Annotated in this window: 15 protein-coding genes, 1 tRNA gene and 1 pseudogene; 4 read left to right on the forward strand and 13 right to left on the reverse strand. The window is 70.9% G+C overall.

The genetic code is table 11. The features are described from left to right. Nucleotides 1-53: 53 nt before the first annotated feature. The 6 genes from rho to argS all read right to left on the reverse strand — a co-directional run bounded on the left by rho (nucleotide 54) and on the right by argS (nucleotide 8,758). A complete protein-coding gene (rho, locus tag ACWEVP_RS41970; protein WP_452068158.1) occupies nucleotides 54-2,003 on the reverse strand; it encodes a transcription termination factor Rho in 1,950 nt (649 codons plus the stop codon). Between the two features lie 401 nt (nucleotides 2,004-2,404). Beyond that, nucleotides 2,405-3,289: a homoserine kinase gene (thrB, locus tag ACWEVP_RS41975; protein ID WP_452068159.1), complete on the reverse strand. Its 885-nt coding sequence runs from the start codon at nucleotides 3,287-3,289 to the stop codon at nucleotides 2,405-2,407. After that, nucleotides 3,286-4,347 carry a threonine synthase gene (thrC, locus tag ACWEVP_RS41980; protein ID WP_452068160.1) on the reverse strand — a complete coding sequence of 354 codons (1,062 nt, stop codon included), beginning with the start codon at nucleotides 4,345-4,347 and terminating at the stop codon, nucleotides 3,286-3,288. The genes thrB and thrC overlap by 4 nt, the downstream gene beginning before the upstream one ends. Further along, nucleotides 4,344-5,657 (reverse strand): homoserine dehydrogenase, encoded by a 1,314-nt coding sequence (locus ACWEVP_RS41985; protein WP_452068161.1) that lies wholly within the window; start codon nucleotides 5,655-5,657, stop codon nucleotides 4,344-4,346. The genes thrC and ACWEVP_RS41985 overlap by 4 nt, the downstream gene beginning before the upstream one ends. A gap of 5 nt (nucleotides 5,658-5,662) precedes the next feature. Continuing rightward, complete coding sequence (lysA, locus tag ACWEVP_RS41990) at nucleotides 5,663-7,093, reverse strand: diaminopimelate decarboxylase (protein WP_452068162.1); 1,431 nt, start codon at nucleotides 7,091-7,093, stop codon at nucleotides 5,663-5,665. A gap of 3 nt (nucleotides 7,094-7,096) precedes the next feature. Beyond that, complete coding sequence (argS, locus tag ACWEVP_RS41995) at nucleotides 7,097-8,758, reverse strand: arginine--tRNA ligase (protein WP_452068163.1); 1,662 nt, start codon at nucleotides 8,756-8,758, stop codon at nucleotides 7,097-7,099. A gap of 196 nt (nucleotides 8,759-8,954) precedes the next feature. Between argS and ACWEVP_RS42000 the strand changes: the two genes are divergently transcribed. Both ACWEVP_RS42000 and ACWEVP_RS42005 read left to right on the forward strand, forming a co-directional pair. Continuing rightward, complete coding sequence (locus ACWEVP_RS42000; RefSeq protein WP_452068164.1) at nucleotides 8,955-9,764, forward strand: DUF3105 domain-containing protein; 810 nt, start codon at nucleotides 8,955-8,957, stop codon at nucleotides 9,762-9,764. Then, nucleotides 9,764-10,486 (forward strand): DUF305 domain-containing protein, encoded by a 723-nt coding sequence (locus tag ACWEVP_RS42005; protein ID WP_452068165.1) that lies wholly within the window; start codon nucleotides 9,764-9,766, stop codon nucleotides 10,484-10,486. The genes ACWEVP_RS42000 and ACWEVP_RS42005 overlap by 1 nt, the downstream gene beginning before the upstream one ends. Here the strand turns inward: ACWEVP_RS42005 and ACWEVP_RS42010 are convergent, their stop codons facing one another. Beyond that, nucleotides 10,487-11,407, reverse strand: coding sequence for a cation diffusion facilitator family transporter (locus tag ACWEVP_RS42010; protein ID WP_452068166.1), 921 nt, complete (start codon nucleotides 11,405-11,407; stop codon nucleotides 10,487-10,489). It abuts the gene before it with no gap. Nucleotides 11,408-11,632: 225 nt separating this feature from the next. Here ACWEVP_RS42010 and ACWEVP_RS42015 point away from each other — a divergent pair, with 225 nt between their 5' ends. Next, nucleotides 11,633-12,457 (forward strand): SDR family NAD(P)-dependent oxidoreductase, encoded by an 825-nt coding sequence (locus ACWEVP_RS42015; protein WP_452068167.1) that lies wholly within the window; start codon nucleotides 11,633-11,635, stop codon nucleotides 12,455-12,457. Here the strand turns inward: ACWEVP_RS42015 and ACWEVP_RS42020 are convergent. Continuing rightward, nucleotides 12,454-13,554 carry an epoxide hydrolase family protein gene (locus tag ACWEVP_RS42020; RefSeq protein ID WP_452068168.1) on the reverse strand — a complete coding sequence of 367 codons (1,101 nt, stop codon included), beginning with the start codon at nucleotides 13,552-13,554 and terminating at the stop codon, nucleotides 12,454-12,456. The genes ACWEVP_RS42015 and ACWEVP_RS42020 overlap by 4 nt on opposite strands. A gap of 149 nt (nucleotides 13,555-13,703) precedes the next feature. Between ACWEVP_RS42020 and ACWEVP_RS42025 the strand changes: the two genes are divergently transcribed. Then, nucleotides 13,704-13,776, forward strand: a tRNA-Arg gene (locus ACWEVP_RS42025). Nucleotides 13,777-14,458: 682 nt separating this feature from the next. Here the strand turns inward: ACWEVP_RS42025 and ACWEVP_RS42030 are convergent. The 5 genes and pseudogenes from ACWEVP_RS42030 to ACWEVP_RS42050 all read right to left on the reverse strand — a co-directional run. Further along, nucleotides 14,459-15,538, reverse strand: a pseudogene (locus tag ACWEVP_RS42030) (recombinase family protein); the annotation flags it as partial. Nucleotides 15,539-15,836: 298 nt separating this feature from the next. Then, nucleotides 15,837-16,367, reverse strand: coding sequence for an XF1762 family protein (locus ACWEVP_RS42035; protein WP_452068169.1), 531 nt, complete (start codon nucleotides 16,365-16,367; stop codon nucleotides 15,837-15,839). Further along, a complete protein-coding gene (locus tag ACWEVP_RS42040) occupies nucleotides 16,358-16,981 on the reverse strand; it encodes a recombinase family protein (protein ID WP_452068170.1) in 624 nt (207 codons plus the stop codon). The genes ACWEVP_RS42035 and ACWEVP_RS42040 overlap by 10 nt, the downstream gene beginning before the upstream one ends. Then, on the reverse strand, nucleotides 16,978-17,883 hold the full coding sequence (locus tag ACWEVP_RS42045) for a DNA methyltransferase (protein WP_452068171.1): 906 nt from the start codon (nucleotides 17,881-17,883) through the stop codon (nucleotides 16,978-16,980). Before ACWEVP_RS42045 ends, ACWEVP_RS42040 begins: the two co-directional genes overlap by 4 nt. Further along, nucleotides 17,880-18,830, reverse strand: a complete 951-nt coding sequence (locus tag ACWEVP_RS42050) for a hypothetical protein (RefSeq protein ID WP_452068172.1) — start codon at nucleotides 18,828-18,830, stop codon at nucleotides 17,880-17,882. The genes ACWEVP_RS42045 and ACWEVP_RS42050 overlap by 4 nt, the downstream gene beginning before the upstream one ends. Nucleotides 18,831-18,854 lie beyond the last annotated feature (24 nt).

The following is an 18,854-nucleotide window of genomic DNA, read 5'->3' on the forward strand; positions in this document are numbered from 1 at the left end:
GCGCTGGAGGCCTCCCCGCGGTCGAGCGGGGAGGCCTCCGGCGAAGAGCACGTTCAGTCGTCCTCGCCGCCGCCGAGGGCGGTCTTGGAGACCTGCATCAGGAACTCGACGTTGGTCTTCGTCTTCCGCAGGCGCGAGATCAGCAGGTCGATGGCCTGCTGCGAGTCGAGCGCGTGCAGCACCCGGCTCAGCTTCACCGTGACCGCGAGCTCGTCCGGCGAAAGCAGCAGCTCGTCCTTGCGGGTACCGGACGGGTTGACGTCGACCGCCGGGAACACGCGGCGCTCGGCGATCTTCCGGTCCAGCTTGAGCTCCGCGTTACCGGTGCCCTTGAACTCCTCGAAGATGACCGTGTCCATCGTCGAACCGGTCTCGACCATCGCCGTGGCGAAGATGGTCAGCGAGCCGCCGTTCTCGATGTTGCGCGCCGCGCCGAGGAACCGCTTCGGCGGGTACAGCGCGGTCGAGTCGACACCACCGGACAGGATCCGGCCGGACGCCGGGGCCGCCAGGTTGTACGCGCGGCCGAGACGCGTGATCGAGTCGAGCAGCACGACGACGTCGTGGCCCATCTCGACCAGGCGCTTGGCCCGCTCGATCGACAGCTCCGCGACCGAGGTGTGGTCCGACGGCGGCCGGTCGAAGGTCGAGGCGATGACCTCGCCCTTCACCGAGCGCTGCATGTCGGTGACCTCTTCCGGACGCTCGTCGACCAGGACGACCATCAGGTGGCACTCGGGGTTGTTCGTGGAGATCGCGTTCGCGATGTCCTGCATGATCGTGGTCTTGCCGGCCTTCGGCGGCGACACGATCAGGGCGCGCTGCCCCTTGCCGACCGGCATGATCAGGTCGATCACGCGGGTGGTGAGCTTGTGCGACTCGGTCTCGAGGCGCAGCCGCTCGTTCGGGTACAGCGGGGTCAGCTTGGTGAAGTCCGGACGCCGCTTGGCCTCGTCCGGCTCCAGGCCGTTGATCGAGTCGACGCGCACCAGCGGGTTGAACTTCTGCCGCTGCTGCTCGCCCTCGCGCGGCTGGCGCACGACACCGGTGATGGCGTCACCGCGGCGCAGGCCGTACTTGCGGACCAGCGACAGCGAGACGTACACGTCGTTCGGGCCGGCGAGGTAGCCGGAAGTCCGCACGAACGCGTAGTTGTCGAGCACGTCCAGGATGCCCGCGACGGGCAGCAGGACGTCGTCCTCGCGGATCTCGGTGTCCGGCGAGCCGCCCTCGCCCCGGCCACCACCGCTGCCGCGGCGACGGCGGTCGCGGAACCGGCGGCCGCGACGGCCGCCCTCTTCGTCGTCGTCCGGCTGCTGGTTGCGGTTGTCCTGGCCGCCGCGGTTGCCGCCGTCCTGCTGCTGGTTGCGCTGGCGGTTGCCGTCCTGGCGGTTGTCACCCCGGTTGCCGCCGCCCTGGCGCTGCTGGTCGCGGTTGCCGCCCTGCTGGCGGTCGCCCCCGCCCTGGCCCTGCTGACGGTCACCCTGCTGACGGTCACCCTGCTGACGGTCGCCGTCGGGCGAGCCGGCGGCGCGGTTCGAGCCGCGGCGACGGCGGCTGCGGCCGCCCTCCTCGGGCTGGCCGTCCTGGCCCTGCTGGCCGTCCTGCTTGTCCTGCTGCGGGCGCTCGGCCTGCGGCTGGGTGTCGGCCGGCGCGGCGGCCTCGGCCTTCGGCTCCGGCTTGCTCTCGACCGGGGCGGCGGGCGACTCGGCCTTGGGCTCGGCCTTCGGGGCCGACGCCTTCACCGGCTCGCCGACGCCCTCGAGGGGCAGCGTCTCGGCGGCCGGACGCTTGCGGGACTTGCCCTGGCGCTCGCGGATCGCGGCGATCAGGTCGCCCTTGCGCATGCCCGTCGTCTCGCCGACGCCGAGCTCCCCAGCCAGCGAACGCAGTTCGGCGACGGTCTTACCGGTCAGCCCGCCGACCGTCCGCTTGGGAGCGGGGGCGGTGCCGTTCGTCTCGGCCGTGCCGCTCACGTCGCTCAAAAGATCGGTGTTGCTCACACATGTCCTTCCTGACCGATCCACGCCTCCAGGTGGATCAGCGGACTGCCGCTCGCTTCTGATCGCGAACCGGCGTATCTGCCCCCCGATACGCGAGATGAGCTCTTCGGCCGTGCGGAACACAGCTGGAGCGCCTCCACCACAGGGGTTTGCGTCCTCCAAACGGAGGACACGGAATTCGGCACCGCCGAAACCGGAAACCCGCCCAAGTCGTTCCGCGTTACCCCGCTTGCCAGGCGGTGCGGATTCGGCGGATCAACGAAGGATGCGATCCCAGAGGACCGGCATCGGGTGCGGAAACGCACGGTGATCGAACGCCCCCGAGGGTAGACCGCGGCGGTTCCGGGTGCAACAACCACCCCCCGCGTGGCGGGCGCTACGGCAGGCACGTGACCCAGCCTTTACTGAGCCGCAACCTGCACTCCCGCGAGATCCACGGGCAGCTCGAAGACGTCGAAACTCTCAACGCCGACCCCGGGCGGGAGTATTCCCGTCGTGGTCAGCGCGAGCACCGTGGGACCCGCCCCGGACACCGCGGCGGCCACTCCCCGTGCACGCAGCGTCGCCACCAGCTCGCCGCTCGCCGGGTACGCGGGGGCGCGGTAGTGCTGGTGCAGGCGGTCTTCGGTGGCCGCGAGGAGCAGCTCCGGCTTCGCCGTCACCGCGTGCACGGCGAGCGCCGCGCGGCCGGCGTTGTGCGCGGCGTCGGCGTGCGGGACGGTCGCCGGCAGCAGGCCGCGCGTGGTCGCGGTGGCCGAGCGGACGGCCGGGACGGCCACGACCGGCCGGATCGACGCGTGCGGCTCGAGGCGTTCCGCGTGGAATTCACCACCTTCGCACCAAGCCAGGACGAATCCGCCGAACAGGCTGGCCGCGGCGTTGTCGGCGTGGCCTTCGAAGCCCGCCGCGAGCTGCAGCGCGCCGGATTCGTCGAGGTCCCGGCCCGCGAGCGCGTACCCGGCGGCGACGCCGGACACCACCGCGGCGGCCGACGAGCCGAGGCCGCGCGCGTGCGGGATCGCGTTGTGGCAGCGCAGGTGCAGGCCCGGCGGTTCGACGCCGAGGTGCGCGCAGGTCTTGCGGATCGCGCGCACGACCAGGTGGGTCTCGTCGGTGGGGACGTCCTCGACCCCGCCCGCGCCGGCGTCGACGACCTCGACCTTCAGGCCGCCGTCGGTGACCTGCACCTCGACGACGTCGTAGAGGCCCAGCGCCATGCCGAAGGCGTCGAAGCCCGGCCCGAGGTTCGCGGTCGAAGCCGGGACGGTGACCTTGAAGCCGGTCACCGCAGGTCCAGCGCCGCCGCGACCGCCGAGGGGTCCACCGCGAGGGGTTCGACCTCGACGTTGCCCGCCAGGGCCGTCTGCGGGTCCTTCAGGCCGTGCCCGGTGACCGTGCAGACGACGCTGGACCCCTTCGGCAGCCTGCCGTCGGCGGCGGTGGCCAGCAGGCCGGCCACGCTGGTGGCCGACGCCGGCTCCACGAACACGCCTTCGCGCCCGGCCAGCAGCCGGTAGGCCTCGAGGATCTTCTCGTCGGTGATGGCCTCGAAGAGCCCGTCGGACGCCTCCTTGGCCTTCACCGCGGCCGTCCACGACGCGGGGCTGCCGATCCGGATCGCGGTCGCGACCGTCTCCGGCTCCGCCACCGGCTCGCCGTGCACCAGCGGCGCGGCGCCGGCGGCCTGGAAGCCGAACATCCGCGGCGTGTTCTTCACCACACCGTCGGCGGCGTACTCCGAATACCCCGCCCAGTAGGCGGTGATGTTGCCCGCGTTGCCGACCGGCAGGCAGTGGATGTCCGGTGCCTCGCCGAGGACGTCGCAGATCTCGAACGCGGCGGTCTTCTGGCCCGCGATGCGCACCGGGTTTACCGAGTTGACCAGCGTGACCGGGTAGTCGGCCGCGGTCTTGCGGGCCAGCTCGAGGCAGTCGTCGAAGTTGCCGTCGACCTGCAGGATCCGCGCGCCGTGCAGCACGGCCTGGGCGAGCTTGCCCAGCGCGATCTTGCCCTGCGGCACCAGCACCGCGCAGGTGAGGCCGGCGCGCGCGGCGTAGGCGGCGGCCGAGGCGGACGTGTTGCCGGTCGACGCGCAGATCACCGCCTTCAGCCCGCTGGCGAGCGCGTGGGTGATGGCCACGGTCATCCCGCGGTCCTTGAACGAGCCGGTCGGGTTGGCCCCCTCGACCTTGAGGTGGACCTCGCAGCCGGTCAGCTCCGACAGGTACCGCGCGGGCAGCAGCGGCGTGTTGCCTTCGCCGAGCGTGACGACCTGCGCGCCGTCGGGGACGGGGACGCGGTCCCGGTAGGCCTCGATGAGTCCCGGCCAGGGGTGCCTGATCACTGGTCTTCGCCTTCCACCCGCATCACGCTGACAACTTCGTGGACGACGTCGAGCTTCGCGATCTCGTCCACAGTGGACTGCAGGGCGGCGTCCGGGGCCTGGTGCGTCACGACGACCAGGCTCGCGCGGTCGCCGACGTCGCTCTGCCGCACGGCCGCGATGCTCACCCCGTGCCCGGCGAACGCCTGGGCCACCTGGGCGAGCACGCCGGCGCGGTCGGCCACGGAAAGGCTTACGTGGTAACGGGTCGGCGTCTGGCCCATCGGCCGTACCGGCAGTGCCGCGTGCGCGGATTCGCGGGGGCCGCGCCCGCCGGCGACGAGGTTGCGGGCCACCGCGACGAGGTCGCCGAGCACCGCGCTCGCGGTCGGCGCGCCCCCCGCGCCCTGGCCGTAGAACATCAGCTCGCCGGCGGCGTCGGCCTCGACGTAGACGGCGTTGAACGCGCCGCCGACGCCGGCCAGCTGGTGGCTGCGCGGGATCATCACCGGGTGCACGCGGGCGGAGACCGACTCGACGCCGTCGTCGTCCGCGACGCGTTCGCAGATCGCCAGCAGCTTGACCGTGCGCCCGAGCATCCGGGCCGCCGCGAGGTCCGCCGCGGTGACGTCGGCGATGCCCTCGCGGTGGACGTCCGATGCGGTCACCCGGGTGTGGAAGGCCAGCGACGCGAGGATCGCGGCCTTCGACGCGGCGTCGTAGCCGTCGACGTCGGCGGTCGGGTCGGCCTCGGCGTACCCGAGGCGGCTGGCCTCGTCGAGCGTCTCGGCGTAGCCGGCGCCGGTCGAGTCCATCGCCGACAGGATGTAGTTCGTGGTGCCGTTGACGATGCCCATCACGCGCGTGATCCGGTCGCCCGCCAGGGATTCGCGCAGCGGCCGCAGCAGCGGGATGGCACCGGCGACCGCGGCCTCGAAGTAGAGGTCGGCGCCCGCGGCGTCGGCCGCCTCGAACAGGTCAGCGGAGTGCTCGGCCAGCAGCGCCTTGTTCGCCGTGACGACGGACTTCCCGGCCTTCAGCGCGGCGAGCAGCCAGCCGCGCACCGGCTCGATGCCGCCGACCAGCTCGACGACGACGTCCACGTCGTCGCTGGTCACGAGCTTCTCCGCGTCGGCGGTCAGCAGCTCCGGCGGCAGCTCGGGGTGCTTGTCCGGGCGGCGGACGGCGATGCCCGCCAGCTCGACCGGCGTGCCCGCCCGCGCGGCGAGCTCGGCCGCCTGCTCGGTGAGCAGCCGGGCGACTTCGCCGCCGACGGTCCCGCAGCCGAGCAGGGCGACGCGCACGGCCCGGCGTTCCTCTGGGGCAGCCACTGTGTTCAGACCTCCAGGCGCAGCATGTCGTCGGTCGTCTCGCGCCGCAGCAGCAGCCGGGAGCCGCCGTTGCGCACGGCGACCACGGCCGGCCGGGGCTGCCGGTTGTACGTGCTCGCCATCGAGTAGCAGTAGGCACCGGTCGCCGCGACGGCCAGCAGGTCGCCGGGAGCCAGCGTGTCGGGCAGCCAGCAGTCTCGTACGACGATGTCGCCGGACTCACAGTGTTTTCCCACGACCCGGGACAGCACGGCCTGCACCGGCTGTTCGCTGTCGCCCGCGGAGCGGGAAACCAGCCGGACGTCGTACACGGCGTCGTACAGCGCGGTGCGGATGTTGTCGCTCATCCCGCCGTCGACGCTGACGTACCGGCGCGCGGAGTCGTCACCGAGCGCGACGTCCTTGATCGTGCCGACTTCGTACAGCGTGACGGTGCCGGGCCCGGCGATCGCGCGGCCCGGCTCGCCGGCGATGCGCGGCACCGGCAGGCCGGCGTACGCGCACTCCTTGCGGACGATCTCGCGGATCTGCGTGATCATCTGCGCGGGCGGCGGCGGGTTGTCCTTCTCGGTGTAGGCGATGCCGAAGCCGCCGCCGAGGTCGACCAGGCTCAGCTGGTCGAGCAGCTCGGGACCGTGCTCCTTGGCCAGGTCGGCGAGCAGCCCGACGACGCGGCGGGCGGCGACCTCGAAGCCGTCGGCGTCGAAGATCTGCGAGCCGATGTGGCTGTGCAGGCCGACGAGCTTGAGCGAGCGCGCGTTGAGCACCCGGCGGACCGCCTCGGCGGCGTCGCCGCTCGCGAGGGAGAACCCGAACTTCTGGTCCTCGTGCGCCGTCGCGATGAACTCGTGGGTGTGCGCCTCGACGCCGACGGTGACCCGGATGAGGACCGGCTGCACGACGTCGTGGCGCGCGGCGATGTCGCTCAGCCGCGCGATCTCGAAGTACGAGTCGAGCACGATCGTGCCCACGCCGGCGACGACCGCGGCCTCGAGCTCCGCGGGCGACTTGTTGTTGCCGTGGAAGGTGATCCGCTCGGCCGGGAAGTCCGCGCGCTGCGCCACGGCGAGCTCGCCGCCGCTGCAGACGTCGAGACTCAGCCCCTGCTCGGCCACCCAGCGGGCGATCTCGATGGAGAGGAACGCCTTGGACGCGTAGTGCACGAGCGACGGGTCGTCGAACGCCTCGGCGTAGTCCGCGCAGCGGGACTTGAAGTCGGCCTCGTCGACGACGAACAGGGGCGTGCCGTGCTTCTCGGCGAGCTCGCGGACGTCGACGCCCGCGATCCGCACGACGCCGTCGCCGGCGCGGAAGGTGTTGCGGGGCCACACCTTCGCGGGGAGCTTGTCGAGCTCCTCGGCCCCCGACGGCTGGAGCCCGGAGGTGTCGGCGTGGGGGTAGACGTCGGCGTGCCTGGGGCCCGCGGGGTGCGCCATTTCTTACATCCGTTCCGGAGCGGAGACACCGAGGAGCGCGAGGCCGTTCGCCAGCACCTGGCGGGCGGCTTCGCAGAGCGCGAGCCGGGCGTACGTCAGAGGGGTCGCCTCTTCGTCGCCCATGGGCAGCACGCGGCCCACGGTGTAGAACTTGTGGTAGGCGCCCGCGAGTTCTTCGAGGTAGCGCGCGATCCGGTGCGGCTCCCGCATTTCGGCGGCGCGGCGCACGGTTTCCGGGAACTCGCCGATGGTGCGGATCAGGTCGCCCTCGGCGGGCAGCGTGAGCAGTCCGAAATCGACGTCCGAAGTGGACTGTGTCTTGAGGCCGAGGTCGGCCGCGTTGCGCTGCAGGGACGCCAGCCGCGCGTGCGCGTACTGGACGTAGTAGACCGGGTTGTCGTTGGAGTGCTTGCGCAGCAGGTCCAGGTCGACGTCCAAAGTGGAGTCCACCGAGTAGCGGATCAGCTCGTAGCGGGCCGGGTCGACACCGACGGCCTCGACGAGGTCCTCCATGGTGATCACGGTGCCCGCGCGCTTGGACATCCGCACCGGCTTGCCGTCGCTGACCAGGTTGACCATCTGGCCGATCAGCACCTCGACCGTGGCCGGGTCGTCGCCGAACGCGGCGGCCGCGGCCTTCAGGCGGGCGATGTAGCCGTGGTGGTCCGCGCCGAGCATGTAGATGCACAGGTCGAAGCCGCGGTTGCGCTTGTCCTTGAAGTAGGCCAGGTCGCCGGCGATGTAGGCCGGGTTGCCGTCCTGCTTGATGACGACGCGGTCCTTGTCGTCGCCGTACTCCTTGGACTTCAGCCACCAGGCGCCGTCTTCGAAGTAGAGGTTCCCGGAGTCCTTCAGCTCCTGCACGGCCGCGTCGACCGCGCCCGACTCGTGCAGCGAGTTCTCGTGGAAGTAGACGTCGAAGTCGGTGCCGAACTCGTGCAGGCTGGACTTGATCTCGCCGAACATCAGCTCGATGCCGATCCGGCGGAACGTCTCGTGGCGCTGCTCCTCCGGCAGCGACAGCGCGCTCGGCTCGGCCTTGATGACCTCGGCGGCGATGTCGTTGATGTAGCCGCCCGCGTAGCCGTCCTCCGGCGCGGGCTCGCCCTTCGCGGCGGCGATCAGCGACCGGACGAACCGGTCGATCTGGGCGCCGGCGTCGTTGAAGTAGTACTCGCGCGTGACGTCGCCGCCCTGCGCGGCCAGCACGCGGCCCAGCGCGTCGCCGACCGCGGCCCAGCGGGTGCCGCCCAGGTGGATCGGGCCCGTCGGGTTCGCCGAGACGAACTCGAGGTTGATCTTCGTCCCGGCCAGCGCGTCCCCGCGGCCGTACGCGGCGCCGGCGTCGAGCACCTGGCGCACGATGTCACCCTGCGCGGCCGCAGCGAGCCGGAAGTTGAGGAAGCCGGGGCCCGCCACCTCGGCCGAGGCGACGCCGTCGTCCGCCGAAACCGCTTCGGCGAGCGCCTCGGCGAACTCGCGCGGCTTCAGCCCCGCCTTCTTGGCCACCTGCAGCGCCAGGTTCGTCGCGTAGTCGCCGTGGTCGGGGTTGCGCGGGCGTTCGATGGTCACCTGCTCCGGCAGCACGGTGTCGTCGATGCCGCGTGCGGTCAGTACCTGCACGGCGGAGCTGCGGACCAGGTCGGCGAGAGCGGCGGGAGTCACTCGTCGAATTCTAGGTGTGCCCTGGTGGGGCGCTCGCATCGGTCTCGGCCACATCACGATCGGCAAGCGCGTGAGGTGTTAACCGTGATCAGACGGGTGGTCTCTACACTGGCCCGGGCGGGAATCCGTCCGCAGCCACCAGAGGGAGAACGCGGGAGCCATGGCGAACGGGACAACTCGGAAAAAGGGGTCGGCGGTGAAGGCGGCCCGCGGTTCCGTGGTGAGCAAGAAGGGCACGCCGTGGGGCACGATCATCGCCGTCGTGGCCATCGTCGCCCTGCTCGGCGCCGTGATCACCTACTACATGGTGAAGTCCGCGCCCAAGCGTGAGCAGGCCGACCGGGAGGCCGCCGCCGCGTCGTTCGCGCCGAGCGCGCAGGACCCGGACCCCTCCAAGCGCATCCCGGGCGTGGTGACCGCGACCTACACCGGCAGCGTGCACGTGCTCCCGACCGAGCGCGTGGCCTACGACAAGACCCCGCCGTTCGGCGGCCCGCACGACCAGACGTGGGCCACCTGCACCGGCATCGTCTACCCGACCGCGGTCCGCACCGAGAACATGGTGCACGCGCTCGAGCACGGCACCGTCTGGATCGCCTACAACCCGCAGCAGGTCACCGGCGACGCGCTGAACCTGCTGAGCGTCCGGGTCAAGGACAAGCCGTACACGATGATGTCGCCGTACCCGGGCCTGGACAAGCCGATCTCGCTGCAGTCGTGGGGCCACCAGCTGAAGCTGGACGACGCCAACGACGCGCGGATCGACGAGTTCATCGCGGCGCTGCGGGCCAACCCGAACGGCGTCTACCCCGAGGTCGGCGCGTCCTGCGACGCCGTCCCCGGCCAGTTCGACCCGGACAACCCGCCGCCGTTCGACGCGTCGAAGCCGGGCCCGGACGCGAAGCCGATGGACTACAAGGGCAGCACGGCCGCCCAGGGTGAGGGCGGCATGCCGGCGTCTTCCGCCCCGGCGTCCGCTCCCGCTTCGCCCACGCCGACCAAGTGATGGCCGAAGCCGACCTCGAGACCGAAGAGGTCACCGAGCAGCCGACGTGGTCGCGCTGGGTGATCATCGGCGGGACGCTGCTGGCGGTCCTGCTGATCGGCGCGACGGCGGGGATGTTCCTGACCCGCGCCGTCGACGACCCGGGCACGGCGGCCACCCCGGCCGCCGGCTCGGTCGAGGTCGGCTTCGCCCAGGACATGTCGACCCACCACCTCCAGGCGGTGACGATGGCGGGCATCGCCCGCGACCGCACGACCGACCCGGAGATCAAGCAGCTGTCGTTCGACATCGAGCGCACGCAGCTGGAGCAGGTCGGCCGCATGAAGGGCTGGCTCATGCTGTGGGACCAGCCCGAGCAGGCGATCGGCGCGCCGATGAAGTGGATGACGGAACCGATGGCGGGCCACGGTGACATGCCGGGCATGTCGATGGCCCCGTCCTCGGTCAACCCTTCGGGCGGCGCGCTGATGCCGGGCATGGCGACGGACACGGAGCTGAAGAAGCTGCGCTCGCTGTCCGGGCGCGAGTTCGACGTCTACTTCCTGCAGCTGATGCTCCGCCACCACCAGGGCGGCACGTCGATGGCCGAGTACGCGGCGGCGCACTCGGCGCTGCCGGCGTTGAAGGCGCTGGTGACCAGCATCCTGACGTCCCAGGGCGCGGAGATGGACCAGATCAAGCTGATGCTGTCCGGCCGGGGCGCCCAGCCGCTGCCGGCGTAGCTACCAGGACAGTTCCTGGCAGCGGCGCGCGCACTGCGGCGCCTCCACCTGCAGCGTCGCGTGCTCGATCGCGTAACGCTGCGAGAGCAGGTTCTGCGCCTCGGTCAGGACGTCGGACTGCTTCGCGGGCGGCGCCAGCGTCAGGTGCGCCGAAGCCACCTCCATGCCCGAGGTCAGGGTCCAGACGTGCAGGTCGTGCACGTCCGCGACGCCGGGCAGCGCGGCCAGCTCGGCGTTGATCGCCCCGACGTCGACGCCCTGGGGTGCGTGCTGGAAGAGGATGCGCAGCGCCCGGCGGGCCAGCGTCCAGGTCCGCGGCAGCACGAACAGCCCGATCGCGACACCGATGATCGGGTCGGCGTAGCGCCAGCCCGTCAGCAGCGTCAGTGCCCCGCTGACCAGCACGCCGACCGAGCCGACCAGGTCGGCCAGCACTTCGAGGTACGCGCCACGGACGTTGAGGCTTTCCTTGGCGCCCGAGCGCAGCACGGCGAACGAGACGAGGTTGGCCGCGAGCCCCGCCGTCGCGGCCAGCAGCACGGGCAGCCCGGGTACGGCGGGCGGGTCGCCGATCCGGCCGATGGCCTCGACGAGGACGTACCCCGCGACACCGAACAGCAGGACGGCGTTGGCCAGCGCGGCCAGGACCTCGGCGCGGTAGAGCCCGAAGGTGCGGCTGACCGTGGGGCCGGTGCGCCGCGCGAGGACGATCGCGGTCAGCGCCATCCCGACCCCGAGGACGTCGGTGAACATGTGCGCGGCGTCGGAGATGAGGGCCAGCGAGCCGGTGGTGAAGCCGACGACGAACTCGAGCACCATGAAGCCGGCGCCGACACCGAGGGCGATGGCCAGACTGCGCACGTACCGGCCCGACGCGCTCACCGGCGCGCTCGTGTGCCCGTGTCCGTGGCCGTGTCCCATTCCGCCTCCGTCCGCTGCCGTCGGGGCCAACATATAGTCGAATGCGCATATGTGCAAGAGAGGGCACCCTAAGTTCACCCACTCGAAAACTACTACCCGGAACGGCGCTCACCAATCCACCAGGAGGGGTTTCCCACCCGGCGGACCGTCACGCTTCGGCGCCGGCCGCCTTAGGTTGGCCGTATCGACCCATCGCCCCTTGAACCCCGGATCGAGGTCCCTCGCATGAGCAACGACCGCGTCGCACTGATCACCGGCACGTCCACCGGCATCGGCCTCGCCACGGCTGCCCTGGCGGCCCGGCGGGGCTTCCGGACGGTCGCCACCCTGCGCGACACCGCCCGCGCCGGCCGCCTGCGCGAGGCCGCCCCCGAACTGGACATCCGCCGCCTGGACGTGACCGATCCCGGGTCCGTCCGCGCGGCGGTCGAGGGGGTCCTCGCCGACTACGGCCGCCTCGACGTGCTGGTCAACAACGCGGGCGCGGGCCACGTCGGCACGCTCGAGCAGGAGCCGGTCTCCGCGGTGCGCGAGACCATGGAGGTCAACTTCTTCGGCGTCGTCGAGACGACGAAGGCCGCGCTGCCGGCGTTGCGCGCAAGCGGCGGCCGCGTGATCACGGTGACCAGCATCGGCGGCGCGGTCGGCCAGCCGTTCAACGAGGCCTACTGCGCGGCGAAGTTCGCCGTCGAGGGCCTGATGGAGTCCCTCGCGCCGGTCGCCGCGGCCCAGGGCGTCACGGTGTGCGTCGTCGAGCCGGGTGCGGTCGCGACGGAGTTCGTGAACAACATCGGCGTCGACGAGCGGCTCCTCGCCGAAGCCGGCCCCTACGCGGAGTCGCTGCGGAAGTACATCGCGAACGTCACGAAGTCGTTTGAGGGCGCCCAGCCGGCCGAAGAGGTCGCCGAGGTCATCCTGGGCGCGATGACGGCCGAGGCGCCCCCGTTCCGCATCCAGACGTCGAAGCAGGCCGAGGAGTTCACCGGGCTCAAGTTCGCCGACCGCGACGGCTCGGCCGTCCAGCGCCTGACGACCGGCTGGCTCGCCTAGCGGACCAGCCGGAAGAAGCCGCGGACCTGCTCGACGAACAGCTCGGGCTGCTCCAGCGCGGCGAAGTGCCCGCCGACGGGCAGCTCCTCGAACCACCGCAGGTCGGTGTAGCGCTGCTCGGCCTGCCGCCGCGACGGCCGCACGATCTCCCGCGGGAACACCGAGACCCCCGCCGGCACGTCCACAGTGGACAGGTCCCGGTCGTTGTTCTCCCAGTACATCCGCGCCGAGGAGGCCGCGGTCGCGGTGAACCAGTAGACGGAGATGTCGTCGAGGATCTTCTGCCGGTCGACGGCGTCCTCCGGGTGCCCCTTGTTGTCGGTCCAGGCCCAGAACTTCTCGGCGATCCAGGCGGCCTGCCCGGCGGGCGAGTCGGTCAGGCCGTAGCCGAGCGTCTGCGGCCGGGTGCCCTGCTGCGCGGAGTAGCCGGCACCGGTCCGCCGGAACTCCTCGAGGTCGGCGAGCGCCCGGCGCTCCTCCGGCGTCGGATCGTCCTGGGTCATGCGGACGGGAGCGAAGTTGACGTGCACCCCGGCAACCCGCCCGGACCGCGCGAGAGCGTTGGTGATGGCGGCACCCCAGTCGCCACCCTGGGCGCCGTAGCGGTCGTAGCCGAGTTCCTGCATGAGCAGGTCGAAGAGCTCGGCGACGCGTGCGATCTTCAGCGCGGGCTTGTCACTCCACCCGAACCCGGGCAAGGAAGGGGCGACGACGTGGAAGGCGTCACGGGGGTCGCCCCCGTACTTGGCGGGATCGCTGAGCGGCCCGAAGACATCCAGGAATTCGACGACGGACCCGGGCCAGCCATGGGTGAGAACGAGCGGCAAGGCATCGGCCTCGGGCGACCGCAGGTGCACGAAGTGCAGACCAACGCCGTCGACGTCGGCCCGGAACTGCGGAAAGGCGTTGAGCCGCCCGGCGAAGCCGAAGTCGTACTCTTCGGCCCAGTCCCGGCAGAGTTCACGCACGTAGGCAAGAGGAACACCCTGCGACCAGTCCCCCACGGTCTCGGCCTCGGGCCACCGAGTCCGCCGAAGCCGCTCCCGCAGATCGGCGACATCGGCCTCATCGAGAGACACCTGGAACGGCTTGACCATCTCGGCTCCTTCAGGTGGGCTTCCCACGCTAGCGACGGTCCGGCAAGCCGATCAACTTCAGGGCGCTGACCAGGGAGTTCGTGCGTGTGGCGCCCTGCCCGCAGGGGGTGCGGGGGATGCGCTAAGCTTTCGGAGTCGCCCAGCGATGGGCCCTCGTAGCTCAGGGGATAGAGCACTGCCCTCCGGAGGCAGGTGTCGCAGGTTCGAATCCTGCCGAGGGCACCGCAAGGATGGGAACGGGAGAGATGTCGGACATGACATCCTCCCCTTTCTTGTTTTCACGGTTGCGCCGTTCGAGCCGCCTGTCTCGGTCGGACGGCAAGATGGACGCTTCGTGAGCGGCCTGGCGTGCCGCCACGACGGTCGGCCCGAGCAAGGTGACCGTGCACTTCACCCGGTTGGTGCTCTTGCAGTAGCGGAGTTCGAGTCGGAGGGCTTCGAACAGCCGCCGGGCGACGTCCTCCGGTAGCTCCTCCACCCGAACCTCCCCCATTGGCAGGACGTCAAGCAGGCCAGGGTTGGCCGCCTGCTGGTTCTGCTCTTCGACCTCGGCGAGCTGAGCTCCGAGCTGAACTTTGCGTTTGTGAAGAGTGTCGCGTTCGTCGTTGACCTCGTCGACGAGGTCCTTGGTCGGCCTGTCGAACAGAGCCAAGCTGCGGACGAGGTTCTTGATCATGCGCGTGGTGTCGTCGATCTCGCGGCGTAAGGCGTCGATGCGCTGCTGCCGCTCCTGCTTTGCGGCGGCGCCCAGTTCTCGGGCGGTGTCGCCCAGCAGGCTGCGGCGGTAGGCGCCGAAGATGTGAGCCGACAGGAACTCGTTGAGCTTGGCGACGATCGCGTCTTCGCGGATCCAGAAGCTGCCCGCGGCGGGGTGTCCTTCCGGGATGTACCCCTTCTTCGGCGCGCACACGTAGTAGGCGTGCCCACGGCGGGTCTTGCCGTTCATGCGTCGACCGCAGCCGCCGCAGAACAGATAGGTGCGCAACAGGTAGCTGCGTTTGGTCTGGGGATGCTTGACGTTGGTGTTGCTCGTGCTGCGGGACCCGAAGCGGTGCCGGCTGATTTCCTGAGCCTGCAGCCAATCCTCCAACGTGACGAGAGCCTCGTGAACCGGCTGCGCGGACCAGATCCACTCCTCGACGGGATTGAACTGGTTGCCTCGGGACTTGCGGCCGCGCACGTTCCACACCATGTGCCCGGTGTACTTCGGATTGGTGAGGACGTCGCGCACGTTCGAGGAAGTCCAGTGGCCGACGGCACGCTTCGGGTCGACCGGAACCGGTGGCGGGTAGGTGGCGGGGTCGCGGTTGAGTCGGTCCGCGATCGCCTGGTAGCCGAGGCGTTCAGTGATCCGCCAGTGGTACGCCTTCCGCACCGCGGGCGCCTGCGCGGAGTCGACTTCGAGGAACGTCTTCTTGGCGCCCTTGGCCCGCTTGGCAGGGACCGGGTGCGGGACGTGCCGGGCGCGGTAGCCGTAGCAAGGCTTGCCGATGTTGTAGCCAGCCTCAGTGTGGACGGCATAGCCGTCCCACGACTTCTCCAGCATGTCGACGACGTAGAACTCGGACAGGGTCTGCTTCACCCGGCGCGTGAGCAGCTGGGTGGCCCGCTTGGGTTTGCGCCCGTCCACCAACCCGAGCTGGAACGGTTCGTCGGAGGCCAGCAAGCGCACCCCTGCCTGTTCCAAGCGGTGCTCGATGGTGGTGCCGTAGTACATGTGCCGGGCGGTACGCTCGATCGACTCGCAGATGACGTAGTCGAACCGCCGATCCGGCCGCTGAGCTTCGGCGAGCAGGTCCTGGATGCCGCCGTCGCGCGGGACCGGGATCTCGAACTGCTCGTGGGCGCGGCCGCTCCCGCGAGCGTCAAGGTCCATGCGCCCGGACTCGACGTCGTAAAAGTGCGCGACAATCAAGCCGTCCTCCGGCAAGGCGCGCTGCGAGTTCCCCAGCTGACGCGGCAAGGACAGGGTTGGATCCTGCATGTCCTTCGTGGACACGCGTCCGAGCCATGCGAAGCGAAGGTACGACGGCCGCGCCGCGAAACCGGCCGAAGCGCCACCCGCCGCTTCGCTGTAAGCGCTTCGCGCGCGTCCTACGCTGCGCTGTCCAGCCCACGCACGGACTTGTTCTGGGCCTGCCACTGCGTCACCTCCCAGAGCACCCGTACCTGCTCGGCGGCCAGCCGCTGAGCCGCGTTTCCTTCTACCGTCTTGAGTTCAACTACCAGCTCCGGTGGCTCGTCAGGAGCCAGCCGTCCGGTGACGTCGTCCCGACGGCCGTTCACTGCCGACTTCGACGATCTCGGCCAGCTGTACCAGCTGAAGCAGCTGCGCGACAAGGTGAACCTTCGGGCAAGGTCGCGCCCGAGCTGATCTCCCAGCGAGTCCGGCGGACACCGTCGACCCCGCGGGACTGGCGCGGGCGGGACGTCGTCGTCCATCCCGACCGCGGCCGAAGGTCCGCCACGGGCAGCAGGCCGGCAGCTCGCAGACTTGCACCGCTTTCTCCCGCCTGCGTGTAGCTGATGAGACGCAAGTAGCCCATGGCTCGCGCCGCGCGCCAGACCGCGCCGTAGAGCTTCGAGTTCGCGTTCGGCTCGCCGACGGTGCAGCTCCGCGTCACCTCCAGCGTGACGCCGTCGTCGAGACACCTGGCGACCGGACGACCGGCGGTCGCCACGCCGACCAGTTCACCGCCGCGCACGACGCCGATCGCGAATTTCATCCCGCGGGGCGGACGGTGGTGCCGGTGGTGAGCGTCGATGAATTCGCACGCCCGCCGGAAGGTCAGGGGAACGATCGTCAAGCGCACCGCAGCTCCTCCCCTGCCCCCTGCTGAGCGCGCCGGAACACGCGCTCGTCAACCAAGGGCTCGTGGACCATCGGCGCCGAGATCACCCAGTGCTTGACGGGAGCCGGACGACCCGCGACGGTGCGGGCCCAGACTTGGCGCCCCGTGTACTTGGCGTTGGTGACGATCCGCCGGACAGCTTTCGCCGTCCACCGCTCGCTCGGCGCCGGGTACTGGCGAAGGTCGGCGTTCAGGCGTGCCGCAATGGCCGCGAACGTCAAGCCGTCGTCGGCTCGCCACGCGAAGATCTGCTTGACGACCGCGGCGGTCTGCCAGTCAGGGACCAGGACCGCCCGCAGCTTGCTGTGGCCGCTGGGATCGGTGACACGGATGCGCAGCGCGCGGTAGCCGTAGGGCGGAGGCCCGATCTGGTAACCGGCGCGGACGATTTCGATCATCGCCTCGCGGGCGCGGCGGGTTGTTTCGGCGTGGTGCAAGGCGAGTGCGCCCCGGCCCTCTTCGGTGATGCCAGGTCGTTTTGTCCACAGGTTTGCCCACAGCCGCGACCAGCGCTGTGGACGTGTCTCGGCCACCGATGTACCAGTGCGTTCATCGACGGAACGGCGAGTCGTCATGCGGCTCGCCTCCATCCAGCGCGGACGGTGCCAACAGCGTCCAGCCGAGACGGCCGCGGAACGCCGCTTGCCACCGCGGCGGCAAGCTCGACGTCGTGGGCGAGTCCGAAGACGAGCACCTCGTGGTGCGCCGGGAGTGCAGTCGGCGCACCGGCGGTACGGGCTCGGGCAGCAGCCCGACGGGCAGGGAGCGAGGCGCGAGTGACCAGCCGGCTGCCGCGCAGTCCGGCGGTCAGGGCAACGCACCGCTCGACCGGCGCCAGCCCGGCAGCGGTCGCGGCGGCGATGAGCGGGGTGGCCAGGTCGGCCAACGTGCTGTCCGGGCGTCGGCGCGGTCTTGCGACGATGACCAAGTGGCCGCCTGAACGCAGCAGCGATTCGCCGTAGAACATCGTCGCGGCGATGTCAGCGAGCGCGGACTCGACCGGGTCGCGGTCTGGACTGTTCGCTGACCCCGGCTCCGTTCGCAGGGCGGTCAGCACGAGCCCGACTCGCCCGATCAAGCCGGCGGCCCGAGCGGTCGCGAGGACCTTCGGACGGGCATCGAGGACCGAGCCGTCGCGCCACGCGCCCGCGGTCTTGGCGGCGGTGACGTTGGCGCGGGCAAGGGACCACCACCGGGTGCGGCCGGTCAAGCCGAACGCGTCCCGGCCGGCGCTCAGCGCCGCGGTCAATACGGTCCCCGCACCGCAATCAGGATCGAGAACGAGGTCGCCGGGTTGGCTGTAGACGGCGATCGCGTGCGCGGCGACTGCAGGAGGAATCCGCTCGCTGTCGATCTCGGTACCGGGCACACACCCCGCGTCGCGCAACTGCTCAAGCGGGCTCCGCTGCCCGGTTGGCCAGACCGAAAGAGGCAGCCCGGCGACCGACGACTCAAGTGATTTCAGCTGGTCATTCATCGGAGGTCTTCTCCCCCTGCCGCGGCGGCCTTGGAGACCGGCTTGCGGGCGAATACCAAGAGGTCGTCGTGCACGCGGGCGTGCCGCGCAGGCGGCACCGCGGGCTGCGCGGGCGGTGCCGCGGCAGCGAGCGCCCCGTTACGAACCGGCGCGCGGAGCAGGGCGATGCGATCGAGATAACGCAGGCCGGCGCCCTGCGCGGCGCGCACGAACGAGCCTGCGGGGTCGATGAGCCGACCCTCCACTCGATCACCATGCGTGATCACGGCGAGTATGCCGATCGGGTTGAGCACATCGGCCCAATCCGTCGGTCGGAACCAGTCGCCGGGCCGCGGTCCGGACGCGGTGATGATGAGGTCGTAGCGGTCCGGTTCGACGCCGGTCGCGGTCGTGTCCGGTCCGGACCGATCGCTCGCAGGCGGCGCAACGACCCCGACGCCGGTCGGACCGCCAGAGCCGGGTCCGAGTCCGGACTCGGACCCGGCCAACGCGTCGCCGTGGTGTTCCCCGATCGGGTCCTGAGGCGCGACGGCGGTCTGGGTTTGGACGCGGCGGCCGAGTCGGACCACTGTCCAGCTGGCTTCGTGCAGCCCGCCGTACGGACCGGGCCGGGACCGATGTCGATCGCCGATTGGCGAGGACGAAGTGGAGGGGCCGAGGTAGGGCGCAGGCGCGAGCAGGAGCACCCGCTGGCCCGGCTGCGTGTAGGCGGTGACGGTCTTCACGACCGCAGTCAGCAACCAGCTCGCGAGCAGCCCGGTGCCTCCGAGGAGCTCGTCTTGCGCGCACATCCAGACGGTGCTCGGCCGGACCGTTCGCGAACGGCGCACGGTGCGCGGACGCCGCGCTCGCCGACGCGGAAGCAGGATCGGGACGGTCGGCGGGTCGGCGGGAGCGTGCTGCGGCGAGCCATCCTCTGGACGTTCGTTGTCGTATGCCGGGGTCATCGTGGATCTCCTCCGACGGAAGGG

It is taken from the genome of Amycolatopsis sp. NPDC003865 (assembly GCF_053605345.1).